Source organism: Chromobacterium phragmitis (assembly GCF_003325475.1).
Classification (GTDB): Bacteria; Pseudomonadota; Gammaproteobacteria; order Burkholderiales; family Chromobacteriaceae; genus Chromobacterium; species Chromobacterium phragmitis.
In genome coordinates, this window is sequence record NZ_CP029495.1 from 3,494,969 (window position 1) to 3,520,269 (window position 25,301).

Annotated in this window: 25 protein-coding genes; 19 read left to right on the plus strand and 6 right to left on the minus strand. The window is 64.4% G+C overall.

The genetic code is table 11. The features are described 5' to 3' along the window. Positions 1-46 precede the first annotated feature (46 nt). From DK842_RS16540 to DK842_RS16555, 4 genes are all read left to right on the plus strand, one after another. A complete protein-coding gene (locus DK842_RS16540; protein WP_114062442.1) occupies positions 47-994 on the plus strand; it encodes a dihydrodipicolinate synthase family protein in 948 nt (315 codons plus the stop codon). Positions 995-1,017: 23 nt separating this feature from the next. Beyond that, entirely contained in the window at positions 1,018-2,589 is a 1,572-nt protein-coding gene (locus tag DK842_RS16545; RefSeq protein ID WP_114062443.1) for an aldehyde dehydrogenase (NADP(+)), read from the plus strand. Positions 2,590-2,592: 3 nt separating this feature from the next. Continuing rightward, the gene (locus DK842_RS16550) at positions 2,593-3,849 is read left to right on the plus strand and encodes an NAD(P)/FAD-dependent oxidoreductase (protein ID WP_114062444.1); all 1,257 of its coding nucleotides are present in this window, start codon (positions 2,593-2,595) and stop codon (positions 3,847-3,849) included. A 100-nt stretch (positions 3,850-3,949) separates the two neighbouring features. Beyond that, positions 3,950-5,098, plus strand: coding sequence for a branched-chain amino acid ABC transporter substrate-binding protein (locus DK842_RS16555; RefSeq protein WP_114062445.1), 1,149 nt, complete (start codon positions 3,950-3,952; stop codon positions 5,096-5,098). A 330-nt stretch (positions 5,099-5,428) separates the two neighbouring features. On the opposite strand, the gene DK842_RS23065 is transcribed toward DK842_RS16555, so the two are convergent. Further along, positions 5,429-5,698: a hypothetical protein gene (locus DK842_RS23065; protein ID WP_145964059.1), complete on the minus strand. Its 270-nt coding sequence runs from the start codon at positions 5,696-5,698 to the stop codon at positions 5,429-5,431. A 34-nt stretch (positions 5,699-5,732) separates the two neighbouring features. On the opposite strand from DK842_RS23065, the gene DK842_RS16560 reads away from it, so the two are divergent. The 3 genes from DK842_RS16560 (at position 5,733) to DK842_RS16565 (ending at position 8,322) form a co-directional block, all read left to right on the plus strand. Then, positions 5,733-6,665 carry an IS5 family transposase gene (locus DK842_RS16560; protein ID WP_114062446.1) on the plus strand — a complete coding sequence of 311 codons (933 nt, stop codon included), beginning with the start codon at positions 5,733-5,735 and terminating at the stop codon, positions 6,663-6,665. A 223-nt stretch (positions 6,666-6,888) separates the two neighbouring features. Continuing rightward, positions 6,889-7,125 carry a hypothetical protein gene (locus tag DK842_RS23070; protein WP_145964060.1) on the plus strand — a complete coding sequence of 79 codons (237 nt, stop codon included), beginning with the start codon at positions 6,889-6,891 and terminating at the stop codon, positions 7,123-7,125. A 423-nt stretch (positions 7,126-7,548) separates the two neighbouring features. Beyond that, on the plus strand, positions 7,549-8,322 hold the full coding sequence (locus DK842_RS16565; RefSeq protein WP_114063771.1) for a hypothetical protein: 774 nt from the start codon (positions 7,549-7,551) through the stop codon (positions 8,320-8,322). A 474-nt stretch (positions 8,323-8,796) separates the two neighbouring features. Here the strand turns inward: DK842_RS16565 and DK842_RS16570 are convergent, their stop codons facing one another. After that, a complete protein-coding gene (locus tag DK842_RS16570) occupies positions 8,797-9,267 on the minus strand; it encodes a single-stranded DNA-binding protein (protein WP_021475777.1) in 471 nt (156 codons plus the stop codon). Positions 9,268-9,626: 359 nt separating this feature from the next. Here DK842_RS16570 and DK842_RS16575 point away from each other — a divergent pair, with 359 nt between their 5' ends. After that, positions 9,627-10,295, plus strand: coding sequence for an OmpA family protein (locus DK842_RS16575; protein WP_114062447.1), 669 nt, complete (start codon positions 9,627-9,629; stop codon positions 10,293-10,295). A 71-nt stretch (positions 10,296-10,366) separates the two neighbouring features. Here DK842_RS16575 and DK842_RS16580 read toward each other — a convergent pair whose 3' ends face one another. Beyond that, entirely contained in the window at positions 10,367-11,728 is a 1,362-nt protein-coding gene (locus tag DK842_RS16580) for an MFS transporter (protein ID WP_114062448.1), read from the minus strand. Between the two features lie 155 nt (positions 11,729-11,883). Between DK842_RS16580 and uvrA the strand changes: the two genes are divergently transcribed. The 4 genes from uvrA to DK842_RS16600 all read left to right on the plus strand — a co-directional run bounded on the left by uvrA (position 11,884) and on the right by DK842_RS16600 (position 16,109). Further along, positions 11,884-14,715 (plus strand): excinuclease ABC subunit UvrA, encoded by a 2,832-nt coding sequence (uvrA, locus tag DK842_RS16585; RefSeq protein WP_114062449.1) that lies wholly within the window; start codon positions 11,884-11,886, stop codon positions 14,713-14,715. A gap of 61 nt (positions 14,716-14,776) precedes the next feature. After that, positions 14,777-15,223: a VOC family protein gene (locus DK842_RS16590; RefSeq protein WP_114062450.1), complete on the plus strand. Its 447-nt coding sequence runs from the start codon at positions 14,777-14,779 to the stop codon at positions 15,221-15,223. A gap of 55 nt (positions 15,224-15,278) precedes the next feature. Then, positions 15,279-15,590 carry a thioredoxin family protein gene (locus tag DK842_RS16595; RefSeq protein ID WP_114062451.1) on the plus strand — a complete coding sequence of 104 codons (312 nt, stop codon included), beginning with the start codon at positions 15,279-15,281 and terminating at the stop codon, positions 15,588-15,590. Positions 15,591-15,728: 138 nt separating this feature from the next. After that, positions 15,729-16,109, plus strand: a complete 381-nt coding sequence (locus DK842_RS16600; RefSeq protein WP_114062452.1) for a hypothetical protein — start codon at positions 15,729-15,731, stop codon at positions 16,107-16,109. A gap of 87 nt (positions 16,110-16,196) precedes the next feature. Here the strand turns inward: DK842_RS16600 and DK842_RS16605 are convergent, their stop codons facing one another. The 3 genes from DK842_RS16605 to DK842_RS16615 form a co-directional block, all read right to left on the minus strand. Then, a complete protein-coding gene (locus DK842_RS16605) occupies positions 16,197-17,516 on the minus strand; it encodes a glycoside hydrolase family 19 protein (protein WP_114062453.1) in 1,320 nt (439 codons plus the stop codon). 153 nt (positions 17,517-17,669) lie between these two features. Continuing rightward, positions 17,670-17,939 carry a translation initiation factor IF-1 gene (infA, locus tag DK842_RS16610; protein WP_114062454.1) on the minus strand — a complete coding sequence of 90 codons (270 nt, stop codon included), beginning with the start codon at positions 17,937-17,939 and terminating at the stop codon, positions 17,670-17,672. A 205-nt stretch (positions 17,940-18,144) separates the two neighbouring features. Beyond that, positions 18,145-19,608, minus strand: coding sequence for an aminotransferase-like domain-containing protein (locus tag DK842_RS16615; RefSeq protein ID WP_114063772.1), 1,464 nt, complete (start codon positions 19,606-19,608; stop codon positions 18,145-18,147). A gap of 183 nt (positions 19,609-19,791) precedes the next feature. On the opposite strand from DK842_RS16615, the gene DK842_RS16620 reads away from it, so the two are divergent. From DK842_RS16620 to DK842_RS16650, 7 genes are all read left to right on the plus strand, one after another. Next, positions 19,792-20,412, plus strand: a complete 621-nt coding sequence (locus DK842_RS16620) for a LysE family translocator (RefSeq protein ID WP_114062455.1) — start codon at positions 19,792-19,794, stop codon at positions 20,410-20,412. A gap of 98 nt (positions 20,413-20,510) precedes the next feature. Next, a complete protein-coding gene (locus tag DK842_RS16625) occupies positions 20,511-21,065 on the plus strand; it encodes an isochorismatase family protein (RefSeq protein ID WP_114062456.1) in 555 nt (184 codons plus the stop codon). Positions 21,066-21,144: 79 nt separating this feature from the next. After that, on the plus strand, positions 21,145-21,357 hold the full coding sequence (locus DK842_RS16630; RefSeq protein WP_114062457.1) for a DUF1737 domain-containing protein: 213 nt from the start codon (positions 21,145-21,147) through the stop codon (positions 21,355-21,357). Next, complete coding sequence (locus tag DK842_RS16635) at positions 21,344-22,246, plus strand: EamA family transporter (protein ID WP_114062458.1); 903 nt, start codon at positions 21,344-21,346, stop codon at positions 22,244-22,246. Before DK842_RS16630 ends, DK842_RS16635 begins: the two co-directional genes overlap by 14 nt. Continuing rightward, positions 22,239-23,153: a GlxA family transcriptional regulator gene (locus tag DK842_RS16640; RefSeq protein ID WP_114062459.1), complete on the plus strand. Its 915-nt coding sequence runs from the start codon at positions 22,239-22,241 to the stop codon at positions 23,151-23,153. The genes DK842_RS16635 and DK842_RS16640 overlap by 8 nt, the downstream gene beginning before the upstream one ends. A 113-nt stretch (positions 23,154-23,266) precedes the next feature. Continuing rightward, entirely contained in the window at positions 23,267-23,977 is a 711-nt protein-coding gene (locus DK842_RS16645; protein ID WP_232538507.1) for an LPP20 family lipoprotein, read from the plus strand. After that, positions 23,977-25,260 (plus strand): flagellar assembly protein T N-terminal domain-containing protein, encoded by a 1,284-nt coding sequence (locus tag DK842_RS16650; protein WP_114062460.1) that lies wholly within the window; start codon positions 23,977-23,979, stop codon positions 25,258-25,260. Before DK842_RS16645 ends, DK842_RS16650 begins: the two co-directional genes overlap by 1 nt. Positions 25,261-25,301: the final 41 nt, after the last annotated feature.

The window sequence follows — 25,301 nt, forward strand, 5'->3', positions numbered from 1 at the left end:
TCTCGTTACCTTTACCACCTGAATGAATGCCGCAAGGAGCAAAACTATGAGCGATAACATTTTCACCGGCTGCATCCCGGCCCTGATGACCCCGTGCACCGCCGATCGCCAGCCGGATTTCGACGCGCTGGTGGCCAAGGGCAAGGAACTGGTTTCCTTGGGCATGAGCGCGGTGGTGTACTGCGGCTCGATGGGCGACTGGCCGCTGCTGAGCGAGGCCCAGCGTCAGGAGGGCGTGGCGCGGCTGGCGGCCGCCGGGGTGCCGACCATCGTGGGCACCGGCGCCGTCAACACCCGCGAGGCGGTTTCCCACGCCGCCCACGCCGCCAGGGTGGGGGCGCATGGCTTGATGGTGATCCCGCGCGTGTTGTCGCGCGGCGCGTCGCCGGCCGCGCAAAAGGCGCATTTCTCGGCCATTCTGGCCGCCGCGCCCAAGCTGCCGGCGGTGATCTACAACAGCCCCTACTACGGCTTCGCCACCCGCGCCGACCTGTTCTTCGAGCTGCGCCGCGCCTATCCCAATCTGATCGGCTTCAAGGAGTTCGGCGGCGCCGCCGACCTGCGCTACGCCGCCGAGCATATCACTTCCCAGGATGACGAAGTCACGCTGATGGTGGGGGTGGACACCCAGGTGGTGCACGGCTTCGTCAATTGCAACGCCACCGGCGCCATCACCGGCATCGGCAACGCGCTGCCGCGCGAAGTGCTGCATCTGGTGGCGCTGGGCAAGGCCGCGGCCAGAGGCGACGCGGTTGCCCGCCGCCGAGCCGGCGAGCTGGAATCGGCGCTGGCCGTGTTGTCCTCCTTCGACGAGGGCTGCGACCTGGTGCTGTATTACAAGCACCTGATGGTGCTGAACGGCGACAAGGAATACGCGCTGCATTTCAACGAGAGCGACACGCTGAGCGCCGCCCAGCGCCGCTATGCCGAAACCCAGTACGCGTTGTTCCGCGAGTGGTACCGCCACTGGTCGGCCGAGCAGAACGTCGCCTGACGCTTAATCACACAGGAAACATGATGAATCTGACAGGCATGATGCTTATCGGCGGGCAGGCTGTTGCCGGCCGCCGCGAGAGGATACGGGCGATAGACCCGTCCACCGATCAGCCGCTGGAGCCGGGCTACCCCGGCGCGGACCGCGAACAGGTGGAGCAGGCCTGCGCCTTGGCCTGGGAGGCGTTTGACGCCTACCGCGAAACCGCGCTGGAAACGCGGGCGCGCTTTCTCGAAACCATCGCCGACGAGTTGGAAGCGTTGGGTGATGCGCTGATAGAACGCGCCATGGCCGAAACTGGCCTGCCGCGCGCCCGCTTGCAAGGGGAGCGCGGCCGCACCTGCGGCCAGCTGCGGCTGTTCGCCCGCACGCTGCGGGCCGGTGAGTGGCTGGACGCGCGGGTAGACCCGGCCATGCCGCAGCGCCAGCCGCTGCCGCGCGCCGATCTGCGCCAGCGCCAGGTGGCATTGGGGCCGGTGGCGGTGTTCGGCGCCAGCAATTTCCCCCTGGCCTTCTCGGTGGCCGGCGGCGACACCGCTTCCGCGCTGGCGGCCGGCTGCCCGGTCATCGTCAAGGCCCACAGCGCTCATCCCGGCGTCAGCGAGCTGGCGGGGCGGGCCATCGCACGGGCGGCGGAGAAATGCGGGCTGCCGGCCGGCGTGTTCGCGCTGCTGTTCGGCGACGGCCGCGAAGCGGGGCAGGCGCTGGTGGCCGATCCGCGCATCAAGGCGGTGGGCTTCACCGGCTCGCGCGGCGGCGGCCTGGCCTTGTGCCGGCTGGCGCAAAGCCGGCCGGAGCCAATTCCGGTGTTCGCGGAAATGAGCTCCACCAATCCGGTGTTTCTGCTGCCGGCTGCGCTGCGGGCGCGCGGTGAGGCGCTGGCGCAGGGCTTCATCGGCTCGCTGACGCTGGGCGCGGGGCAGTTCTGCACCAATCCCGGCTTGATCATCGCCGAGCAGGGCCCGGCGCTGGACGGTTTCATCGCCGCCGCGTCCGCGCTGCTGCGGCAGAGCCCGGCGCAGACCATGCTGACGCCCGGCATCTTCCGCGCTTACCAGGCCGGTGTGGACGCGCTGTCCGGCCATGCTCGCCTGGTGGCCGCCGGCTTGCCAGCCACCGGGCCGAACCAGTGCCAGGCCCAGCTGTGGCTGGCCGACGCGCGGGATTACCTGGCCAATCCGGTGTTGCGGGCCGAGGTGTTCGGCGCGGCCGCCCTGATCGTGCGATGCCGGGACGCGGGTGAATTCCGCCAACTTGCCGAGCAACTGGAAGGCCAGCTCACCGCCACGTTGCAGCTGGACGACGGCGATCTGGACCTGGCCCACGCGTTGCTGCCCACGCTGGAGCGCAAGGCCGGCCGCATTCTGGTCAACGGCTGGCCCACCGGCGTGGATGTGTGCGACGCCATGGTGCATGGCGGGCCGTACCCGGCCACCTCGGACGCGCGGGCCACCTCGGTGGGTACCGCGGCTATCCAGCGCTTCCTGCGGCCGGTGTGCTACCAGGACTTGCCGGACGCGCTGCTGCCGCAGGCATTGAAACACGCCAATCCGCTGGCGCTACGCCGCCTGCTGGACGGCGGGCGGGAGGGCTGAGCCATGGCGCCCGCTCTTGCGCCCGGCGCGGCTGTCATCGTGGTGGGCGCCGGCGTGGTCGGCATCGCCGCCGCCTTGCAGCTGCGCCTGGCCGGTTTCGAGGTGACGCTGCTGGACCGCGGCGAGCCGGCGATGGAAACCAGCTACGGCAATGCCGGCGCTTTCGCCGTCAGCGACGTGATTCCGCTGGCCGAGCCCGGCGTGCTGCGCAAGGTGCCCGGCTGGATGCTGGACCCGCTGGGGCCGCTGGCCCTGCGCTGGCGCTACCTGCCCACGCTGGCGCCCTGGCTGCTGCGCTTTCTGGCCGCCAGCCGGCCGCGCCGCGTGGCCGAGCTGACGCAGGCGCTGGCCGCGCTGCTGGGGCGGGTCAACGACGACTACGCCGCGCTGATAGCGCGGGCCGGCCTCGGCCATCTGTGGCGGCGGCACGGCAACCTGACGCTGTATCGCAGCCGGGAGGAGTTCGACGCCGCCGCGCCGGCTTGGGAGGCCAAGCGCCGCCATGGCGTGCGATGGCAGGCGCTGGACCGAGAGGCGCTGGTGGGAGAAGAGGGCGTTGTGGGCGAGGAATGGCGCTATGCGGTCAAGGTGCCGGCGTGGTCCCACGTGGACGACCCCTATGTCTTCAGCCGCGGCCTGTTCGACGCCTTTGTTCGCGAGGGCGGCCGCTTTGTGCGGGACGAGGCGCTGGCCACGGCGACGGAAGCCGGCCGCGTGGCCGGCGTGGAAACGGCCGGCGGCCGCCTGCGCGCCGACGCGGTTGTGATCGCCTGCGGCGTGTGGAGCGACCGCTTCGTCAAACAACATCAATACCGCGTGCCGCTGGAAAGCGAGCGCGGCTACCACGTCAACCTGCCCAAGGCCGGCGTGGCGCTGCGCCACTTCATCCAGTGCGCCAGCGAGAGCTTCGTCATCCTGCCGATGGTCAACGGCGGCCTGCGCCTGGCCGGCACGGTGGAGCTGGCGCATCGAGACGCGCCGCCGGACTGGCGCCGCGCCCACATCCTGCTGGACAAGGCCAGGCGCATCGTCGGCGATTTCTCAACCGAAGACATGACGGTGTGGATGGGCAACCGCCCGTCGCTGCCGGACACCCTGCCCATCATCGGCCCGGCGCCGCAGCCGGGGTTGTGGTTCGCCACCGGCCACGGCCATCTGGGCCTGACCCTGGCGGCCACCACCGGCGCGCTGCTGCGCGACATGTTGCAGGGGCGGCCTCCGGCGCTGGATATGCGGCCGTATCGGCTATCTCGTTTTTGACCCCGCCTCAGGCTGGCAGAGACCGGCCGCGGCGGGGGAGCGGTAGCAGGGCGGGCCGGGTGGCTTGCCCTGGTCAATGCAGCAATAAAGGAGACATTTCATGGCTTGGAACAAACTGTTTGCGGAAGTGAACTGGGTGGTGGCATTGGGCGGCATGATGGCGCCGTTCGCCATGGCGGCGGCCCATGCCGATACCGTGGTCAAGATAGGCTTCGCCTCGCCGATGTCCGGCCCGCAGGCCCACTATGGCAAGGACAATGAAAACGCCGCCAAGATGGCGGTGGACGATGTCAACGCCAAGGGCCTGGTGGTGGGCGGGCAGAAGATCCAGTTCGAGCTGGTGTCCGAGGACGACCAGGCCGATCCGCGCATCGGCACCCAGGCGGCGCAGCGGCTGGTGGACGCCGGGGTGAAGGCTGTCATCGGCCATTTCAACTCCGGTGTGTCCATCCCCGCCTCGCGCATTTACTTCGAAGCCGGCATCCCGCAATTGTCAGTGGCCACCAATCCGGCCTACACCCAGCAAGGCTACAAAACCACCTTCCGTCTGGTGGGCAGCGACAGCCAGATAGGCGGCGCGCTGGGGCAGTTCGCCGTCAAGACGATGAAGGCCAAGACCATCGTCGCCATCGACGACCGCACCGCCTACGGCCAGGGCATCGCCGACGAATTCGTCAAAGCGGTGGCGGCCAATGGCGGCAAGGTGACCCGCCGCGAATTCACCACCGACAAAGCCACCGACTTCACCGCCATCCTCACCTCGCTGAAGGCCGTCAATCCGGACGTGGTGTTTTACGGCGGCGCCGACGCCCAGGCCGCGCCCATGGTCAAGCAGATGAAACGGCTGGGCCTCAAGGCCAAGCTGATGGGCGGGGACATGCTCAACACCCCCACCTTCATCCAGCTGGCCGGCGCGGATGCGGCCGGCCATTACTCGGCGGTGGCCGGCGGCGTGCTGAACGCCCGTCCGGCAGGCAAAGAGTTCGAGCGCCGCTATAAAGCACGCTTCCATCAAGACGTGGTGCTGCTGGGGCCGCAGTTCTACGACGGCGTGATGCTGGTGGCCACGGCCATGAAGCAGGCGGGATCGGTGGAGCCGGCCAAATACCTGCCCAAGCTGGCCGCCATCCGCTACAGCGGCGTCACCGCCGACTTCGCCTTCGCGCCTAATGGCAATCTGTTGAAAGCGCCGGTCACGCTGTCCACGGTGAAAAACAACGCCTGGGCGGTGGAGACAGTGGTCCGCTGAGCGCGACGGTTTAAAACAATATTTCCCTGGCGTACTCCTCTGAGCCGGCTCTCTTGATTGGGGGCTGGCTTCTTTTTTATTTGGAGCGTTGGTTTGGCGTAGGAGGGGGGATGTCGCTGCAACTAATCGAGTCAGATTGGCTGCTTATCGGCCTTTACGGTCGTTCGCGCGGTCGGTTCGCTGAGTCTGCTCAGATACCAAAACCGGACATTCACCTATCTACGGGGAAATGTCCGGTTTTATATTTCGGCAACGGCCGGAATCGACCCAGAGCAGTCATTATGCTATGAACGGTTCGTTCAATGACTGTCGGTAAGCTTTAGTGGAACTTTATTGGGGTTTCTTATTTTTCCACCCGAGCACAGGGGCTTTGAACACACCACCGGTGGCTACTATGGCTTCCATTGCAGCCTGCGAGGGAAAATGCTCTGCATATTGACACCATTTTGTTGCCAGGACGTGCTCTTCCCACCATTTTTTTGGGTCATGCTGATTAACCTTGCTGTTGAAGACTGTTTTGAATTCGTAACCTTCTGAGCGAATAAGCCCGACTGCTTTGAGCAGTGCATTTTCATAGTTTTCAGCGGCTTTGTTGCACAAATCACCCTCCCTGTAGGCGGGGTAGAATGACGGCATGAGTAAGCCCGCCCCGCCCAAGTACAAGACCACTAACTGGAAGACCTACAATGCTGCGCTCAAGGCGCGTGGGTCGCTGATGATCTGGTTGGACCGTGACATGCGTTGGCATGCTTCTGCGCACGGCAAACGTGGACGGACACCGACCTTCAGCGATGCCGCCATTCAGTTCTGCCTGACGATCAAATGCCTGTTCAATCTTGCGCTCCGACAGGCCGTGGGTATGGTGCAAAGCCTGCTCAAACTGGAGGGGATGGACTGGCTGACGCCGGACTACAGCACCGTGTGCCGACGGCAAAAGCATTTGCAGGTGGCCATTTCTTGCCATCCAAGCACGACCGGGCTGCACCTGTTGATCGACAGCACCGGCATCAAGATGCTGGGTGAAGGCGAATGGAAAATGAAGAAACACGGCGCGGAGTACCGCCGTCAGTGGTGCAAGGTGCACTTGGGCATTGATGCGCAGACGCTGGAAATCCGGGCGATTGAAGTGACCGACAATACGGTGGGCGATGCGCCAATGTTGCCGGAGTTGCTGGACCAGATTCCCGCGGGGGAAAGGATTGCTGCAGTAGGTGGCGATGGTGCCTATGACACCAAAGGCTGCCATGAAGCGATTGCCAAGCGAAAAGCCGAGGCGTTGATTCCTACCCGAAAGAATGCCAAGCCGTGGAAGGAAAATCGGTTGGGCGCCCATGTCCGAAACGAGATACTGCGTGCTACCCGGCTCCTGGGGCGAGCGATCTGGAGGAAATGGAGCGGTTACCATCGCCGCAGCCTAGTGGAAACCAAGATGCGCTGTTTCAAGCGGCTGGGCGAGCGGGTGATGGCAAGGGACTTCGACCGTCAAGTCGCAGAGCTCCAAGTGCGAGCGGCGATCTTGAACCGCTTCACGCGGCTCGGGACGCCGATGACGGTGCGCATGCCATAAATCCGTCTGGGGAAAGGGGGCTCTGCATGCCGAAGCCTATTTATGCAACAAAGCCTCTGACCAACGTCAGCGGTCGTGCATATTTTTGCAAATGGCCGTTTCTGCTGTCATGTTGTACGCGTACAATCGGCCAGAAGCCGCCCTTCTGGCCTGTACCCGAAAACAGCCACTCCATCTGTTATATGGGCCTCAGTGTCGGTGTAAAAACTGTTAGCGATTTTTCATGACAAATCTTTCTATCGGCATGACTCTCCAAGTAATCGCAATAGATCAGTCCAAGATTGTTTGTGCCGATTGGCTGAACGAGCGTGGGCCATGTAAAGGCGATGTGGTTCTAGTTGAAAACGTTTCTGACATGGATGGAGAAAAAATAATTCGCTTACTTTGCGAGCCCCGGGTGGGCTTTCTTGAGTGGCGTATCGATGTTTGCGAATCAGGGCTTCAGTTTGAGGCGATTTGAGCCGTTTCCCGATGCATTAGGCCACTCCCTCCTGTCGCTGGATGCTGCGCGATAAAGCACTACACAGTGTCCTTTTCCTTTTAGGTTCCTGAACGTCCGCGTCTACAGGTCAGTAACAGCCGATTTAGGTTGCCTGCAGCCACTAGCTTTAGACTGCTCCCGGCCAGCAGCAGTCATTCCTAGGGTTTGTAAAGCTACCATTTGGATGGCGGCTTTACGAGGAGTCCTGCCGAACAACCTACTCGGGCAACTCGGCTGAAGCAGGCGTCCGTAGCCGACTACTAAACGGCGGCCTCCGTCCCGAAGCTGAAGTTTGCCGTACTTTCGCTCTTTGATAGAAGTATAATATTTTACGTTTTATCTCAGTACTTGCCCCGCATGAGAGTGCACTTTAATTTTTTTTGAAATTTTTTGGAGTTCACAGTGAGCATTGCTGACAGCCGTCAATTTATAAAATCAGTTAAATCAAAGCCAGAAAATTTCTTTCTTGTTCATTACTCATGCCAAAATCTTAATGATGAAAATGAAGCACTGTCACCTCGTATAACTTCTATTGCTATAAACCACTATGCCACAGGCCAATCAGTTAGCTTTTCGACACATTCGATTGCGGCAGAGTTGAAAATTCCACGTGATGAAGTGCTTCAAAGATTTGACGAAGTTGAATTTGAATTATTGAGCCAGTTCTACAAGTTTATCCGAGACCGCCGCGATAAATACTGGGTACACTGGAACATGCGAAATCTTACCTTTGGATTCGAGCATTTGGAGCATCGCTATCGCGTGCTGGGCGGAAAGGACGCATGTGTCATCGCTGTGGAGCAAAGATTGAATTTGAATGACCTGATAGCTGACCGTTATGGGGCGGACTATGCTAGGCATCCGAAAATGCTGTCACTAATGGAGAGAAATGGCGGTAGGCACCGAGATTTTCTCGAAGGGAAAGAGGAGGCTGAGGCCTTTTCGAACAAAGAATTTTTGCGTATGCATAATTCTACACTTTCGAAAATTGGGTTCTTTAGTTCCGCGATGCGCAAGCTGGTCAATGGCAAGCTGAATACTGTATCAAAAGGATATGGTGTAGCACTGGACAAGCTCTTTGAAAGCCGTGCAGCGAAAACGGTAGGACTATTTGCGACGTTCCTTACTATATGTGTGGGTCTTTGGCAGACAATTCTGTGGTTCAATGGAAAATAAATTATTTTCTGACCATTGAGTAGACTTCGCTTTCAAAGACAATAATTGAGAATGGCCGCTACCTGACCGATAGTAGTTTTTTATCGAATTGGCTGGCTTCTGCTTTGGCCGACGTGTTGTCGGTCAAAAATGGTGAGACGAGACCGCTCTACTCTGAAAGCGGCCATTGGGCCATCGATATTAGGAACGCCAGCTCAGGGTCGATTCCGGCCGTTGGCAAAAGATAAAACCGGACATTTGCCCAACAGATGGGTGAAAGTCCGGTTTTGGTATCTGAGCAGACTCTCTGAGTCCACCACGCCAACGACCGCAAAGGCCGAAGAACGGCCACAGTGACCCATCAGGGTGTGTCTATTGCTCTAGAGGTCATCCAGTGATCAGCTAGAATCGCTGTTAAGCCAGTCCGCCAGCAATGAAAAAGCCCGCGCTCATTAAGAGACGCGGGCTTTTGTCTGTGCAAGACAATACCGTGGATCAGAACGGAATGTCGTCGTCCATATCGTCCATGCGCGGAGCGGCTTTCGGCTCCTGGCGGCGCGGGGCGGCAGGGGCTTCCTGGCGCGGGGCCGGGGCGCTGTAGCCGTAACCGTCGTCCATGCCGCCACCCATGCCGCCGCCGGACGAGGCGCCCATTTCGCTGCGGCCGCCTTGCAGGCTCAGCTCGTTGACGCGCACGTCCGGGGAGACGCGCTTGTTGCCGTCCTTGTCCTGCCATTCGCGCAGGGTCAGTTGGCCGTACACGGTCACTTGTTGGCCTTTGGCCAGGTAGTTCTTCAGCGATTCACCGCGCTTGCCCCATACCTGGCAGCTGAACCAGTTGGTGCTCTTGCGCTCGCCGAAGCCGATGTCGCTGGCCACGCGGAACGACAGGACGGGTTCGCCGCTCGGGGTGTAGCGCAGTTCGGCGTCGGCGGCCAGGCGGCCGTCAAAGGTGATGCTGTTCATTCAATTCTCCGGATAAGTTCAAACTGCTCGGCCTGCGCCGCGCGGCCCTGGCGGCGCGTCTGGCGCGCCCTTGCGGCGGCGGTCCGGGGCGGGACGGCGTCGCCGACAGCCATCATACCGTGAAGGCGGGTTCGCTGGCTGCGCGCGTGTCCAAAGTCCAGCCGCCGCGCATGCGGCGGCGGCGGGGCAAGGGCAGGCCTGATGATTGGGCGGTATTATACACGGCTCTCGCCTTTTCTTTGGTCGATATAAGGTGCAAGCTGAAATGTCCGCCTGGGCCGGAGTTTTCGCCAGGGACAGGGAACCACCGCGGGTTGCGGCGGTCTGTTCGAGATTTGCATGAAAAGGATGGACGCATCATGAAGAACGCGATGATATCGATGTTGGTTGCCGCCAGCGTGGCGGGCCTTTCCGGCTGCGCCAACATGAGCGACACGCAGAAGGGCGTGGGCGGCGGCGCGGCGATCGGCGCCACGGTGGGCGCGGCGATCGGCGCGTTGACCGCGGGCGGCCACGGCGGCCGCAGCGCGGCTACTGGCGCGGCGATTGGCGGCTTGCTGGGCGCGGGCGGCGGCTATCTGTGGTCACAACACATGCAGAAGCAGAAGGAAGCGATGGAGCAGGCCACCAAGGGCACCGGCATCGGCGTGAGCCAGACTGCCGACAACCGGCTGAAGATCAACATCCCCAGCGACGCTTCGTTCGCCACCAACAGCTACGCCTTGCGTCCCAGCCTGAAGCCGGTGCTGGACAAGCTGGCGTCCACGCTGCAGCAGAATCCGGTGACCACGGTCAACATCATCGGCCACACCGACAACACCGGCAGCGACGCGATCAACAACCCGCTGTCGGTCAACCGCGCCAAGGCGACGCAAAGCTACATCGCGTCGCGCGGCGTGGACATCAACCGCATCGGCGTGGACGGCCGCGGCTCGCGCGAGCCGGTGGCGGACAACGGCACCGTGTCCGGCCGCGCGATGAACCGCCGCGTGGAGATCTTCGTGGCCGAACCGGCGCAGCAGAAGTAAGCGCCGGCGCGCGGCAAAGCAAAAGGGCGGCTCCCTGCGGGGCCGCCCTTGTCGCGTCCGGCGTCGCCGGCTCAGAACGTGGCGTCTATCAGCCGGCGCACTTCGGCTTCGTCCCATTGGCGCTGCGAAACCTTGAGATAGGCCACGCGGTCGGCCAGCACCACGGCGGCTTCGTGCACGCCGGCCACGCCGGCCAGCTCGCGCGACAGCGCCTCGGCGTCGCCCTGCCACGATTCGCCGATATGCAGCATCACCGAGCGCACCGCCTTGGGCGGCTGCATGCCCAGCGACCAGACCAGCCACGACAGCATCAGCAGGGTGGTGAAGCCGAACACGCCGGCCGGGCCGTAATGGCTGTACAGCCAGCCGCCTGCGGCCGCGCCCAGGAACAGGCCGAACGACTGTGAGGTGTTGTAGACGCCGATGGCGGTGCCCTTGGCGTCGGCTGGGGCGATCTTGGAGATCAGCGAGGGCAGGGTGGCTTCTAGGATGTTGAAGGCGATGAAGTACAGCGACAGCCAGGTGACGATCTGCCAGAAGCTGTCCAGCGCCAGCGCCATGCCCAACTGGGCGGCGGTCATCAGCGCGATGGCGCCGATGAAAACCGGTTTCAGCCTGGCTTTCTTCTCGCCGTAGATGATGGCCGGCACCATCAGGAGGAAGCCGATCACCGTCACCGGCAGATACACCTGCCAGTGCTGGGATTTGTCCAGATGGGCGGTTTTGATCAGCGCGAAGGGCACGGTGACGAACATGGCCATCTGCGCCGCATGCAGCGCGAAGATGCCGTAATTGAGGCGCAGTAGCTGGCCGTCTTTCAGCACCGCCGGGAGCCGTTTGGCGTTGGCCTCGGTGTCGGAGTGGAAGCGGGATTGCGCCGGGTCCGGGATGATCAGCCATACGCCCACCAGCGCGGCCAGCGACAGCAGGCCGGTGAGAGCGAAGATGCCGTTGACGCCGATGTATTTGGCCAGGATGGGCCCCAGCACCAGGCTGGCGGCGAAGGTGGTGCCGATGGACATGCCTATCATCGCCATCGCCTTGGTGCGGTTTTCTTCACGGGTGAGGTCGGCCAGCAGCGCGGTGATGGCGGCGGAGATGGCGCCGGAGCCCTGGATCACGCGGCCTATGGTCAGGGTGGCGATGTCGTGCGCGCCGGCGGCGACGAAGCTGCCGATGGCGAACAACAGCAGGCCGCCGTAAATCACCTTCTTGCGGCCGATGCGGTCGGACAGCATGCCCAGCGGCAGCTGCAGGATGGCCTGGGTCAGGCCGTAGCTGCCCAGCGCGATGCCGATCAGCGTGTGGTTGTCGGCGCCTTGCAGGGTTTTGGCGTAGATCGCGAACACGGGCAGGATCAGGAACATGCCCAGCATGCGCAGGGCGTAGATACCGGCCAGCCCCAGGCTGGCCCGCAATTCTGTTGCATTCATGCGGTGAGTGTTTTGTTTGTGCGTGTCTGGATTTAACGGCTCGACGGGCAATTGGATGACGCGTCGGTACGGTCTTTGCACGGACGAGTGGAGCCGTCCCGGCCAAGTCGGGTATATTAACAGGTTCCCTGACCGACGGTGAGTAACAGCTTCTTATGGACAGCATCCGAATCCGTGGCGCCCGCACCCACAATCTGAAGAACGTCAACCTGGATTTGCCGCGCAACCAGTTGATCGTGATTACCGGCCTGTCCGGCTCCGGCAAGTCCTCGCTGGCCTTCGACACCCTGTACGCAGAGGGGCAGCGCCGCTACGTGGAAAGCCTGTCGGCCTACGCGCGGCAGTTCCTGCAATTGATGGAAAAGCCGGACGTGGACCTGATCGAGGGCCTGTCGCCTGCCATTTCCATCGAGCAGAAGGCCACCAGCCATAACCCGCGCTCCACTGTCGGCACTGTCACCGAAATCCACGACTACCTGCGCCTGCTGTTCGCCCGCGTCGGCGACCCGCATTGCCCGGAGCACAACGTGCCGCTGTCCAGCCAGACCGTCAGCCAGATGGTGGACCATGTGCTGGCGCTGCCGGAAGATACGCGGATGATGATCCTGGCGCCGGTCATCGTCGGCCGCAAGGGCGAAAACCTGGACCTGTTCGACGACCTGCGCGCGCAGGGCTTCGTCCGCGTGCGGGTGGACGGCGAGGTGTACGAGCTGGACGCGGTGCCCAAGCTGGACAAGAACAAGAAGCATACCGTCGAGGTGGTGATAGACCGCTTGAAAGTGCGCGCGGACATGCAGCAGCGGCTGGCCGAGAGCTTCGAGACCGCGCTGCGCCACGCCGAGGGCCGCGCCATCGCCGTGGAAATGGATAGCGGCAAGGAGCACTGGTTCTCCGCCAAGTTCGCCTGCCCGGTATGCAGCTACAGCCTGCCGGAGCTGGAGCCGCGGCTGTTCTCGTTCAACAACCCGATGGGCGCCTGCCCCAAGTGCGACGGCCTGGGCGAGATCACCTTCTTCGACCCCAAGCGCGTGGTCGCGCACCCGGAGCTTTCCCTCGCTTCCGGCGCGATCAAGGGCTGGGACAAGCGCAACCAGTTCTACTACCAGATGCTGCTGGCGCTGGGCGAGCACTATGGTTTCTCGGTCAATGACCTGGCTTTCGACGACTTGCCGGAGAAGGTCAAGCACGTGGTGCTGCACGGCTCCGGCCGCGACAGCATAGAATTCAGCTATATGTCGGAGAAGGGCACCAAGTTCAGCCGCGCCCATCCGTTCGAGGGCATCATTCCCAATCTGGAGCGCCGCTACCGCGAAACCGACTCCATGGCGGTGCGCGAGGAGCTGGCCAAGTACCAGAACAACCAGGCCTGCCCGCATTGCAGCGGCTCCCGGCTGCGGCTGGAGGCGCGCCACGTGTTCATCGGCACGCGCACGCTGCATGAAATCAATCAACTGCCGCTGAAGGAAACGGCGGACTTCTTCGAGGGATTGGAATTCACCGGCCAGAAGCAGGCGGTGGCGGAGAAGATCGTCAAGGAAATCCGCGAGCGGGTGTCCTTCCTCAACAATGTGGGCCTGGATTACCTGAACCTGTCCCGCTCCGCCGACACCCTGTCCGGCGGCGAGGCGCAGCGCATCCGGCTGGCCAGCCAGATCGGCTCCGGCCTGACCGGCGTGATGTATGTGCTGGACGAGCCGTCCATCGGCCTGCACCAGCGCGACAACGACCGCCTGCTGGGCACGCTGAAGCGCCTGCGCGACCTAGGCAACAGCGTGATCGTGGTCGAGCATGACGAAGATGCGATCCGCGAGGCTGACTACCTGGTGGACATGGGCCCCGGCGCTGGCGAGCACGGCGGCGAAGTGCTGGTCGCCGGCACGCCGGCCGACGTGGCCGCTAGCGAGAACTCGGTCACCGGCGCCTTCCTGTCCGGCCGCCGCAAGATCGCGCTGCCGGGGGGCCGCCGCGAGCTGGGCGAAGAGCGCATGCTGCAGCTGATCGGCGCCACCGGCAACAACCTGAAGGACGTGACGCTGAACCTGCCGCTGGGCGGCCTGGTGTGCATCACCGGCGTGTCCGGCTCCGGCAAGTCCACGCTGATCAACGACACGCTGTACAAGATCGCCGCGCGCGATCTGAACGGCGCCAGCGAGGAGCCGTCCCCGTATCGCGAGATCAAGGGGCTGGACCAGCTGGACAAGGTGATCAACGTCGACCAGAGCCCGATCGGCCGCACGCCGCGGTCCAACCCGGCCACCTACACCGGCCTGTTCACGCCGATACGCGAGCTGTTCTCCGGCGTGCCGCTGGCGCGCGAGCGCGGCTACGGCCCGGGCCGCTTCTCGTTCAACGTCAAGGGCGGCCGCTGCGAGGCCTGCCAGGGCGACGGCGTGATCAAGGTGGAGATGCACTTCCTGCCGGACATCTACGTGCCCTGCGACGTCTGCCACGGCAAGCGCTACAACCGCGAGACGCTGGAAGTGCAGTACAAGGGCAAGAGCATCCAGGAAGTGCTGGAGATGACGGTGGAGCAGGCGCTGGAGTTCTTCGCCGTGGTGCCGCCGGTGGCGCGCAAGCTCAAAACCTTGATGGACGTGGGTCTGGGCTACATCCGCCTGGGCCAGAGCGCCACCACGCTGTCCGGCGGCGAGGCGCAGCGGGTGAAGCTGGGCCTGGAACTCTCCAAGCGCGACACCGGCCGAACGCTGTATATTCTGGACGAACCGACCACCGGCCTGCACTTCCACGACATAGACCTCTTGCTGCAGGTGCTGCACCGCCTGCGCGAGAGCGGCAACACCGTGGTGGTGATCGAGCACAATCTGGACGTGGTGAAAACCGCGGACTGGCTGATCGATCTGGGGCCGGAAGGCGGCGCCGGCGGCGGCCAGATCATCGCCAGCGGCACGCCGGAACAGGTGGCGGCCCATCCGGCCAGCCACACCGGCCGTTATCTGGCGCCGCTGCTGGCGCGGGACCAGGGCTGATAGACTCAAACGATGCGCCGGCCGAGGCCGGCGCCAGACACACCGCATACAAGAGGCAGGCATGCTGAGCTTAGGCAAGATCGATCACATTCATATCCGCGTCAAGGACGTGGCCGTCGCCCTGAAATGGTACCAGCGCGTGCTGGGCCTGGCTCCGGACGCGCGCTACAAGACCGACGGCGCGCACAACAACGCCATGTTGGCCAACGCCAGCGGCAATGTGCGGCTGGCCATCAGCGAAGACGCGGACGCCGCGCCTTCCGACGCGCAGGGGGCGGTGGCCTTCGTGGTGGGCGGGCAGGATTTTCTGGAGTGGATAGACCGCCTGGCGGTGGAGCGCGTTACCAACCGCGAAGGTCAGACCATCGCCCGCGATTCGGTGCATGATCACCGTTTCTTCTGCGCGCTGTCCTTCGTCGATCCGTTCGGCAATCCGTATGAGATCGTCAGCTACGATCACACCTGGCTGGTCGGCAAGCTGAAGCTGGGCGGCCAGTTGGCCGTTTGATCCGCATCGTTCAAGACACCCGCCGCGAGCGGGTGTTTTTTCATTGGAGCAGGCCATGACGCACTATCTGGTCGATAACCCTTCCCCGGAGGAGGTGGCGGCGCTGCCGGGGCTGACGCTGCTGGAGTTCGGCGTGGACTGGTGCCCGCATTGCCAGGGCGCGCAGCCGCTGCTGGCGCAATATCTGTCCGCGCATCCGCGGCTGCGCCATCTGGCGGTGGAGGACGGCAAGGGCAGGCGGCTGGGGCGCGTGTACGGCGTCAAGCTTTGGCCCAGCTTCATTCTGCTGCGCGACGGCGTCGAAGTGGGCCGCGCGGTTAGGCCGCAAAGCCTGGGCGATCTGGAGGCGCTACCGGCTGGCGCGTAAACGGTTTTGATGCCGGCTTTGCGCGGAAGGGCTCCGGTTTTAGCCGTTTTTTAAGCGCGACTGGATATCTTTCTTGTCCGCTCAGCCAGAGGGCGCCGCAATGGGCGGCGTCCGGCTTGGGCAATGTCGGAGATATCCATGTTTGAAAAAGGCAAGAGCTACAGCCGCGAGGAAATCCACGCCGTGGTCGGCGGCAACAAGCACTCCTACCTGCCGCGCAAGAAAGGCAAGGTGGTGGCCGCCTGCCTGCGGCCGGACCTGAATCCGGACGCGCCCCATATCATCCTGTGCAACTCCTGCCCGCCGGAGCGCGCGGCCGGCGAGCAGCTGGCGCGCCAGGGCGGCGCGATTCCGGTGTTTTTGAAGGAAGGCGCCGGCAGTTGGACATACCAGGGCCTGTTCCGCGTGGTGGGCAGCGACACGCATCCGGACGTTTGCGCCCCGCACGCCGCGCGCAGCGCGTGGACCCGCGGCCAGATCAAGCGGGTGCTGAGGCTGGAGAAGCAGGTTCAGTTTTGACTGAACGGCGACCGGGCTGATCCCAGGGCGCTTGAGCTCGTTGGCAGGCCGGCCTCTCTCTGGGATGCCGGCCTTCGCTTTGGGCGGCTACTTCAGCTTGACGCCCCAGTTGTCTTCCACGCAGCGCTGGTAGTTGCCGGCCTGCAGCGCGCTGTAGGGCGTCTGGTAGCTGACCAGCTGGCATTGGTAGTCGTGCTGCCATTGCCAATCTTTTTCCCAGTAGATGTTGTAAGAGGCGGAGCTGGCCGAGGTGAAGCGCTGCATATTGGCGCAGGACAACTGCTCGTTGCCGTAGTCCCAGCCCAGGTCGTGGGCGAACTGTTTGTAGTAGTCGATGCGGTTTTGCGCCGCCTGGCGCTCGGTGCCGCCGCCGCACTCCGCGTTGATGATCATGATGGTGGTGGCGAAGTTGTTGCCCGCGCCGGCGGCCTTGTCGGCGGCGTTGGGTATCCAGGTGCCGTCCAGCACGTGCAGCATCGAGGGCTTGGGCGGCTGCGGATAGACGAAGAAGAAGGTGGCGGAGGCCAGGTTGAGCCAGGTGCTGGCCACCAGGTCCGGGTTTTTCAACAGCACGGACTGGTCGCCGTTGTTCATCGCTTGGGAGAACGGGCCGTAGTTGTAGTTGTACGACAGCTGCTTGGCGCCGCGGCCGAAGTACTTCTTCCAGCTGCCGTCGGCGTTTTTGCCGCAGGTCCATACCTTGTTGAACACCGGGTCGTCGCATTCGGTGTTGTAGCCGCAGCCGGGGCCGGTTTCCGCGCAGCCCATCTCGCGCAGGTAGGCCAGGCCTTGCCGCCACTGCGGGATGGTGTCGCTGGCGTCGTGGTTGCCGGTTTCTTGGCCGAAGTGGGCGAACATGGTGGCCAGGCTGTGGCGGCAGATGGCGTCGGCGTCGCGGCCATCGTTATAGTCGTCGCAGACGGCGGGGAATTTGGCCACCGCCTGCAGGAAGCGGGCATAGGTGTAGCTGGCGTCGCGGCGGGCGAAGTAATAGTCCCATTTTGCCGCAGGCAACAGCCGTTCCACGCGGCGCACGTTGAGCGGATTGGCGGCGCGTCCAGGCGCGACTTGTTCCACTTGGTCGTTGGGGAGCGTGCGTATCGACGCCTTCACTTTGCGGAAGAAGTCGTTGTTGGTCAGCTCCGCCTCATGCTGCAAGGCTTGCTGAAGCGTGGGAATGGGGGGCGCGGCATCGTCAAGCGCGCGCAGGGCGCCGTCGACATGAGCGGTCCAGGAGCCTTTGGGATTGGCACCGGGCGTCTCGCCGCGGCTGGGCCACTTGGCTTGCCAGTCCCGGCCTTGCCACTGCGCGACCTGGCCCTTCTGGTAGGCGATGCCTGCCTGCCATGGCGCGGCCAGGGCGGGTAGGGATGACAAGAGCAGGACGATGAAGGCTGACAGTTTCATATCGGTTCCTCATGGTGGGCGCGCCGAACGACGCTTAATACCACTATGGAACCAATACGAAGTATGTCAAATGCAAATCGATGTGGCTAGTTCAATCCGCAGCGGAAATGCCGGCCGAGCCGGCCAAATTCCGCGCCAAGGTCCGAAGAGGCGTTAGCGGCGGTTGTTGGACGGGCGCGGGCGCGGAGCGGCGCCGGGGTTGGCGGTCGGGTGGCGGAAATTGATGCGGCCCTTGGTCAGGTCGTACGGGGACATTTCCACGGTCACGCGGTCGCCCAGCAGCACGCGGATGCGGTGCATCTTCATCTTGCCGGAGCCGTAGGCCAGGATTTCCATATTGTTGTCCAGTCGCACGCGAAAGCGGGACTCGGGCAGCATTTCGATGACGACGCCTTCCAGTTCAATCATGTCTTCCTTGGACATAGCGTTTCCTTTCTCAATACGTATTGAATGGCTCCGCGCGACGGTCAAGCGACTGCCGCGGCGAGGCATTTAAGCTTCAGTTCGGTGACCCGGCGGGATGGGCGCGTCAGTGGCCCAAGAGGCAAGGCTGAGCGTCTGGCCGCTCGCGGCCGGACGGTTGAAATTCAGAGGCAAACCCTATTGTACCGCCAAGCGGGGGGTTCGGTCAGCTGTTTTGTTCGCTAGGCCCATGCGGCGGGGCGGCTTGCTCGCAAGCCAGCTGTCCGACGCGCACCAGCGCGGCCAGATAGCGTTCGTCCAGCGGATAGCAGCAGGACAGCCGCATCGCGTTGCGGTAGCGCCCGCCAGGCGAACTGAGCGGGCCGGGGATCAGGCTGATTTTCTCCGCCATCGCGGCATGGAACAGCGCCACGCTGTCGCAGCCTTCCGGCAACTCCAGCCAGATCAGGAAGCCGCCCTGGGGCTGGGTGGCGCGGGTGCCGGCCGGGAAGCGGCGGGCGATCAGGCCGCGGACTTTTTCCACGTGGGCGGCGTAGCGGCGCTTCAGCGAGCGCAGGTGGTGGTCGTAGCCGCCTGACTCCAGGAAGGCGCCCAGCGTTTCGGCCAGCACCGCCGGCTGCGCCACGGACGATGCGAACTTCAGCTTGCGCAGCGTCGCGCCGAAGCGGCCGCCCTCCATCCAGCCGATGCGGAAATCCGGCGCCAGCGTCTTGGTGTAGCTGGCGCAGACGATGATCCAGCCGTCCTCGTCGAAAGCCTTGACCGCCGGCGCCAGCGTATCGGCGAATTGCAGTTCGGCGTACAACGCGTCCTCGATCAGCGGCACCTTGTGCCGGTTCACCAGACGGGCCAGCCGCTTTTTGTTCTCCAACGGCATGCAGCAACCCAGCGGATTGTGGACGTTGGGCATGGCCACCAGCGCCTGGATGCGCTTCTCCGCCAGCAGCACCTCCACCGCGTCTATCGACAGTCCGGTTTGCGGATCAGTGGGGATTTCCACCGCCTTCAGCCCCAGGCTGGCAAGCAGGGGCAGGAGGTTGAAGTAAGTGGGGGATTCCAGCCCCACCGCGTCGCCGTGGCGGGTGACGGCGCGCAGCGCCAGCTGCAGCGCTTCCATGCAGCCGTGGGTGAGGATGATGTTGTCCGGCTCCAGCGTCATGCCCAGGTCCATGCCGCGGCGGGCGATCTGGGTGCGCAGCCGCTCCGACCCGGGCGGCAGCGCGTAAGTGCTGACCATGCCGGGCTGGCGCCGCAGGATCTGCCCCATCAGCCGCGCCAGCTTGTTGCCGGGGTAGAAGTCGCCGCCGCGCGGGCAGGCCAGCGCCAGGTCGATGAAGCCCTCGCTCTGTTGCGCCTGCAGCACGGTGCCGATCAGGTCCAGCACCGCGTGCTTGGTGGGGGAGGCGGGGCCGCTTTCGGTGCCTGCCTGGCGCGCAGGCGACGGCAACCTGGCGCGAACGTAGTAGCCGGACTGCGGCCGCGCCTCGATCAGCCCCCGGTCTTCCAGCACGCGGTAGGCGCTGACCACGGTGTTCAGGCTGAGCTGGCGGCTGTGCGCGGCGCGGCGCACCGAAGGCAGCCGGGAGCCGGGCGGCAGCGTGCCGCGGCTGATGGCCAGCGACAGGTCGTCGGCCAATTGCTGGTACAGGGTGGCGGCGCTGTTCTGCATGATCAGAGGTCCGGGGCGGTAAGGCACAGCGCCCATCATAGAGGATGGTGACAGTTGCTGAAAAGATTAATCTGTAACCAGATCAATAATGGATTTGTGAATCTGTATCCATTGAAACAGTCCGCATAGCATATTGGGGAGGCAAGGGCCTGTCGCCGCTTGCCAGCATGCCGGAGAACCAAGATGCCTGAATTCGCTTTGCTGTCCTATATCGCCCTGATGTCGATCACGCCGGGGCCCAATAACCTGATGCTGGCTTCGTCCGGCGTCAATTTCGGTTTCCGCCGCACGGTGCCGCACATGCTGGGCATCAGCCTGGGCTGCGCGCTGCAGTCGTTCATCGTCGCCATGCTGCTGGCCCAGGCGCTGGGGTGGCTCGCGTCATGGCGCTTGCCGCTGGCGGTAGCCGGCTGCGTGTATCTGTTGTGGCTGTCGTGGAAGATCGCCCGCGCCGGCCAGCCGGAGGCGCGCGAACAGGCGCGTCCGCTGGGCTTTGTCGGCGCGGCGCTGTTTCAATGGCTGAATCCCAAGGCCTGGGTGATGGTGTTGAACGCTTCCATTCTGTTCATGCCGACGGGGGAGGCCGGCCGCTGGCTGGCGGCGTCGCTGCTGGCTCTGGCTTTCGCCGTGGTCAACCTGCCTTGCATCAGCGTGTGGGCCTGGGGCGGCGATAAGCTGCGCCGCTGGCTGGCCGCGCCTTCGGCCTTGCTGGCCTACAACCTGGCCATGGGAGGCTTGATGGCCGTCACCGCCTTGTGGCTGTTGTACGACGAGCTGGCGCCGGCGCTTGCCCTGTCGGCATGATGTCCGTTTTTGACCTGTCCTTGTCCGGCCGCGGCCTTAAGCCCGGCTCTCCGGCGGCTTAATATGGCGTCCATATCAACACCGCCGGGAGAGGCGAAATGAAAAAGACCGCATTGCTGGTGATCGACGTTCAGGAGTCCTTCCGCCATCGTCCGTTCTGGACGGAAGAAGAGCTGCCGGCCTACCGCGAGGCGCAGCAAAGGCTGATCGCCGGCGCCCAGGCGCGCGGCGTGCCAGTGGTCAACATCCTGCATGAGGCTGGCGCGGAGGGGCCCTTCTCCGCCGGCTCCGGGCTGGTCAAGCCGCTGGCATGGCTGGACCACCAGCCGGCGGCCACCTTCGTCAAGCATGTGCACAACGCGCTGACCGATTCCGGCCTGCAAAGCTGGCTGATCAAGCAGGGGATTCAGAAGCTGGCGATTTCCGGCATCCGCACCGAGCAGTGCTGCGAAACCACCACCCGGGTGGCGTCGGACCTGGGTTATGAGGTGGATTTCGTCACCGAGGCGACGCTGACTTTTCCGATGACCCATGCCGGCAGCGACGTCACCTACAGCGCCGCCGATATCCGGGCCCGCACCGAGCTGGTGCTGGCCGGGCGCTTCGCCGCCATCGTCACGGTGGACGAGGCGCTGGCCCGGATGGAAGGCTGAGCCGGCGAGTCGAGCCGCGCTTGCGGCTCGGCATGTCCATGGAATAGAGTGGCGCGAACAGTCATAACAAGGTGAAAGCATGTCCGCAGATACGAGCAATACTCCTCCGAACGGCTTGCCTGCCTATCGGCTGCTGACCGGGCCTGACGATTCGGCCTTCTGCAAACGGGTCAGCGAGGCGCTGGAACTGGGCTATCGGCTGTACGGCTCGCCAGCGGCTACTTTCAACGGCGAGCGCGTGATCGTCGCGCAGGCGGTGGTGTGGCCGGGAGCGAGCGATGCCGCTGGCTGACGTGGCGCAGGCGCTGGCCATCGTGCTGGCCTGGGGCGTGAACTTCGTGGTGATCAAGTGGGGCGTGGCCGGCGTGCCGCCGTTGCTGCTGGGCGCGCTGCGCTTCATGCTGGTGGCGCTGCCGGCGGTGTTCATCGTCAAGCGGCCGGCCTTGCCCTGGCGCTATCTGGCGCTGTATGGGTTGACGGTGGGGGTGGGGCAGTTCGGCTGCCTGTTCACCGCGATCAAGCTGGGCATGCCGGCGGGGCTCGCCTCGGTGGTGCTGCAGTCGCAGGCGTTCTTCACCTTGCTGCTGGCGCGCGCGTTTCTCGGCGAGCGCTGGCAGGCCAGCCAGTTGGCGGGCGTGGCCTTGGCGCTGGGCGGCCTGGCGCTGATCGGCATGGGCAAGGGCGGCGACATGAGCGCGCTGGGTTTTGGCCTCACCATCGCCGCGGCCACCAGTTGGGCGGCGTCCAATATCGTGGTGCGGGCCATCGGCCGCGCTGGCTGCAAGGTGGAGCCGCTGGGACTGGTGGTGTGGTCCAGCCTGGTGCCGCCGCTTCCTTTCCTGCTGCTGTCCTGGCGGCTGGAGGGGGGCGACGCGATGCTGGCGGCGCTGCGCGGCTTGGATGTGCAATCATTGTTCGCCGTCGCCTACCTTGCCTTTATCGCCTCCATGTTCGGTTACGGCTTGTGGAGCCGGCTGCTGGCCCGCCACGCGGCGGCCAAGGTGGCGCCGTTTTCCTTGCTGGTGCCGGTGGTGGGGTTGTTGGCCTCGCACTGGCTGCTTGGCGAGAGCCTGACGCCGGCGCAGCTGGCAGGCAGCGGATTGCTTATGGCGGGCCTGCTGGCCGCGGTGTTCGGCGGCCGGCTGTTGGCGATGGCGTCGGGGAGGGCCAGCCGTGCGTGACATCTATTTCGTGCTGTCTCCCAGCCTGCTGTTGCTGGATCTGGCCGGCCCGGCCGACGCTTTCCGCCTGGCCGGGCAATTGGGCGGCGAGTTCCGCCTGCATTACGTGGGCGCGTCGGCCGAAGTGGGCACTTCGCTGGGATTGCCGTTGGGCGGGCTGGCGCCCTTGCCCGACGCGTTGCCCGAAGGGGCGGTGGTGGTCGCCACCGGCGCCACCCGCTCGATAGACGCCTACGCCACGCCGGAAGCCCGCCGCATCGTGCGCTGGCTGGCCGGACAGCGCGGCGGGGCGGGGCTGCGCTGGGTCGGCATCTGTTCCGGCAGCCTGCTGTTGGCGGAGGCCGGCTTGTTCGACGGGCGCGCTTGCACCAGCCATCACACGTTGTTGGGCCGGCTGCGCGAGCTGGCGCCGGCGGCGAGGGTGCAGGAGAACCGGGTATTCGTTTCCGACGGGCCATGCCACAGCAGCGCCGGCATCACCGCCGGCATCGATCTGGCGCTGCATCTGATAGCGGAGCTGGCCGATCCCGCCGTTGCCCGCGAGGTGGCGCGCCACATGGTGGTGTATTTCCGACGCTCGCCGCAGGACCCGGAACTGTCGCCTTGGCTGGCCTGGCGCAATCATTTGCATCCGGCGCTGCACAAGGCGCAGGACCTGATCTGCGCCGACCCGGTGCGCGATTGGCCGCTGGACGAGTTGGCCGGTAAAGTTCACGTCAGCGCCCGCCACCTGTCCCGTCTGTTCCGCGACCAGGCGGGCATTTCCGCGCATGACTACCACCGGGCGTTGCGCCTGGCCTTGGCCGATCAATGGCGGTCTGCGGGATTGAGCAAGGAAAAGGCGGCGTTGTCCGCCGGTTTTTCCTCGGCCAGGCAGATGAGCCGCGCCTCCGCCGCGCATGATTGAAGGGCGGCGCATGCCGTGCGTTTCTCAAGTTTCATCAGTTATTGCCGATGTTTCAGGTTGACGAGCTCCGGGAATGGTTCATACCATTCCATCAACACCTATCGGTAATAGCCATGAATACAGTACGCCGCATGCCTCGCCTCGCCTTACTCGCCCTCGCCGCCGGGCTGACCGCCTGCGCCGCGCCCGCTCCGCAAAACCACGCGATGAACGCGCCGATGAAGGAAAGCGGCATGGTGCCGTCTGGCGTCGGCTATGTAGGGAGCGGCGACGAGGCGAGCGGCGGCGAAGAAGTGAAAGTGGTGGTCAAGGAGGTCAGCCCCTTCCAGCCCATCATCGTCCGCGTCACCGGCTCCGGCGCGGCGCCGTACACCAATAGCCTGACGCCGTCGCAGCGCAAGCTGCTGGCGATGCGAGCCGCCAGGCTGGACGCTTTCCGCGGGATAGCGGAACAAGTGCAGGGCATGAAGCTGGTCGGCAACAGCTCGGTGTCCAACATGATCGCCAACAGCGATAGCTTCCGCACCTATGTGGACGCCTATCTGCGCGGGGTCACCATCGTCTCCACCACGATGAAGCCGGACGGCACCAGCGAGGCGGTGGCCGAAATCACGCTGGATCAGGAGTTCTACCGCCAGTTTCGCCATTCCCTGGAAAAGACCGGCAGCGTGATGCAGTCATCCAGGGAAACCGGCACCGCCGGCGCGCTCTGTCCGGAAGGCAATTGCGGCGCGACCAAGGTGGTGCCGCCGCCCGCGGCCGCGCCGGCGACGATGACCGTGACGCCGGCCCGCTACAGCAGCAATTTCTATGTGAACCAGTGATGAAGCGATACGCTATCCATCTTGCCGCCCTTGTGGCGGCATTTGTTTTGCCGGCCCCGTCCCGGGCGGAAGTCCTGACCGCGGAAGGCGTCGCGCCGCTGGACAACGGCCCGGTGGCGGCGAGAGAAATGGCGATACAGGATGCCTTGAAGCTGATCTCCATCCGCCAGGGCGCGCGCATCGAATCTACGCAGATCATGGAGAGCGGCGGCCAGGGCGAGTCCGGCACGCTCACCGCCGCCGCGCCGGTGCGGGGCGCGGTCAAGGTGCTGAACGAGTACGCGCAGGGCAAGCTCTATCACGTCAAGGTGGCGGTGGATGTCGACCAGGCGGCGATGCGGGAGGCGGCGCCGGAGCGCCGCGAGGCATCCTGCCCGATGCCGGTGGGGCGCTCGCTGCGGCGCAAGCTGGTGACCACCTATTTCGACGTCGCGCGTCCGGCGGAGGCGTCGGACATGCCTGATCTGGCGACGGCGCTGCCTACCGAGTTGTCGCGCCGGCTGTCGCGCAACGGCATGCTGATGGTCAAGGACGCCAATGCCGTGTCGGTGCTGGCCGACAATCGCGTGGCCGAGCCTGATGCCGGCTGGCAGGCCGCCAGCCAGCTGGGCCAGCGCGAGAACGCGCAGTTCGTGGTGTCGGGGCGGGTGTTGTCTACCTCGGTGACCGGCAAGGGCGTGCGGCCCTCGTTTTTCGAATCCAACAACACCAGCCAGCAGGGCGTGTTCTACAACGGGCCTTTCGCCGGCATGTTCGGAAACGGCGTCAAATACGTGCCCACCCGGCGCCAGTTCGATCTTGAATTCTGGGTCTATGACGGCCTGACCGGCTCGTTGATCGCGCGCGAGCGCGTCAACGGGGAGGCCAGCGGCGGCCAGGTGCAGCCGACGCCGCCGCAGCCGTTCGCCTCGGCGGCCTTCTGGCAGAGCGATTACGGGCGCGTGGTGAACCAGGCGCTGGACCGCGCGACCCGCCGCATCGACGACATCATTTCCTGCATCCCGTTCTCCGCCCGGGTGGTGAGGCTCGATGGCAAGCGCGTTTACATCAATGCCGGCCTGCTGGACGGCATGGCGGTGGGGGACAAGCTGCTGCTGTACAAGCGCTCGTCCGGCCAGCCGCTGCGCGACCTGATTTCCGGCCGCGAGCTGGGCATGGCGGAATCGCTGAACGGCGACGTGGCCCTGGTCCAGGTGCAGCCGAATTTCTCGATAGGCGTGGTGCAGGGCGGGGCCCGGCCGCCGGCCGAGGGCGATTATGTCCGCTTCGGGACGGCGCATTGAGCGCGGGCGGTTTCTTCCGAAAGTTCCGTTGTTTGCAATTT

What these genes read in the sequence shown, in the direction of transcription:
- DK842_RS16630 (WP_114062457.1), top strand. Translation starts at nt 21,145, where the DNA reads ATGTCCGCAGATACGAGCAATACTCCTCCGAACGGCTTGCCTGCCTAT.
- DK842_RS16625 (WP_114062456.1), top strand. Translation starts at nt 20,511, where the DNA reads ATGAAAAAGACCGCATTGCTGGTGATCGACGTTCAGGAGTCCTTCCGC.
- DK842_RS16570 (WP_021475777.1), bottom strand. Translation starts at nt 9,267, where the DNA reads ATGAACAGCATCACCTTTGACGGCCGCCTGGCCGCCGACGCCGAACTG.
- DK842_RS16595 (WP_114062451.1), top strand. Translation starts at nt 15,279, where the DNA reads ATGACGCACTATCTGGTCGATAACCCTTCCCCGGAGGAGGTGGCGGCG.
- DK842_RS16605 (WP_114062453.1), bottom strand. Translation starts at nt 17,516, where the DNA reads ATGAAACTGTCAGCCTTCATCGTCCTGCTCTTGTCATCCCTACCCGCC.
- DK842_RS16575 (WP_114062447.1), top strand. Translation starts at nt 9,627, where the DNA reads ATGAAGAACGCGATGATATCGATGTTGGTTGCCGCCAGCGTGGCGGGC.
- DK842_RS16550 (WP_114062444.1), top strand. Translation starts at nt 2,593, where the DNA reads ATGGCGCCCGCTCTTGCGCCCGGCGCGGCTGTCATCGTGGTGGGCGCC.
- DK842_RS16590 (WP_114062450.1), top strand. Translation starts at nt 14,777, where the DNA reads ATGCTGAGCTTAGGCAAGATCGATCACATTCATATCCGCGTCAAGGAC.
- DK842_RS16580 (WP_114062448.1), bottom strand. Translation starts at nt 11,728, where the DNA reads ATGAATGCAACAGAATTGCGGGCCAGCCTGGGGCTGGCCGGTATCTAC.
- DK842_RS16645 (WP_232538507.1), top strand. Translation starts at nt 23,267, where the DNA reads ATGAATACAGTACGCCGCATGCCTCGCCTCGCCTTACTCGCCCTCGCC.
- DK842_RS16555 (WP_114062445.1), top strand. Translation starts at nt 3,950, where the DNA reads ATGGCTTGGAACAAACTGTTTGCGGAAGTGAACTGGGTGGTGGCATTG.
- DK842_RS16600 (WP_114062452.1), top strand. Translation starts at nt 15,729, where the DNA reads ATGTTTGAAAAAGGCAAGAGCTACAGCCGCGAGGAAATCCACGCCGTG.
- DK842_RS16540 (WP_114062442.1), top strand. Translation starts at nt 47, where the DNA reads ATGAGCGATAACATTTTCACCGGCTGCATCCCGGCCCTGATGACCCCG.
- DK842_RS16635 (WP_114062458.1), top strand. Translation starts at nt 21,344, where the DNA reads ATGCCGCTGGCTGACGTGGCGCAGGCGCTGGCCATCGTGCTGGCCTGG.
- infA (WP_114062454.1), bottom strand. Translation starts at nt 17,939, where the DNA reads ATGTCCAAGGAAGACATGATTGAACTGGAAGGCGTCGTCATCGAAATG.
- uvrA (WP_114062449.1), top strand. Translation starts at nt 11,884, where the DNA reads ATGGACAGCATCCGAATCCGTGGCGCCCGCACCCACAATCTGAAGAAC.
- DK842_RS16615 (WP_114063772.1), bottom strand. Translation starts at nt 19,608, where the DNA reads ATGCAGAACAGCGCCGCCACCCTGTACCAGCAATTGGCCGACGACCTG.
- DK842_RS16545 (WP_114062443.1), top strand. Translation starts at nt 1,018, where the DNA reads ATGAATCTGACAGGCATGATGCTTATCGGCGGGCAGGCTGTTGCCGGC.
- DK842_RS16650 (WP_114062460.1), top strand. Translation starts at nt 23,977, where the DNA reads ATGAAGCGATACGCTATCCATCTTGCCGCCCTTGTGGCGGCATTTGTT.
- DK842_RS23070 (WP_145964060.1), top strand. Translation starts at nt 6,889, where the DNA reads ATGACAAATCTTTCTATCGGCATGACTCTCCAAGTAATCGCAATAGAT.
- DK842_RS16560 (WP_114062446.1), top strand. Translation starts at nt 5,733, where the DNA reads ATGAGTAAGCCCGCCCCGCCCAAGTACAAGACCACTAACTGGAAGACC.
- DK842_RS16620 (WP_114062455.1), top strand. Translation starts at nt 19,792, where the DNA reads ATGCCTGAATTCGCTTTGCTGTCCTATATCGCCCTGATGTCGATCACG.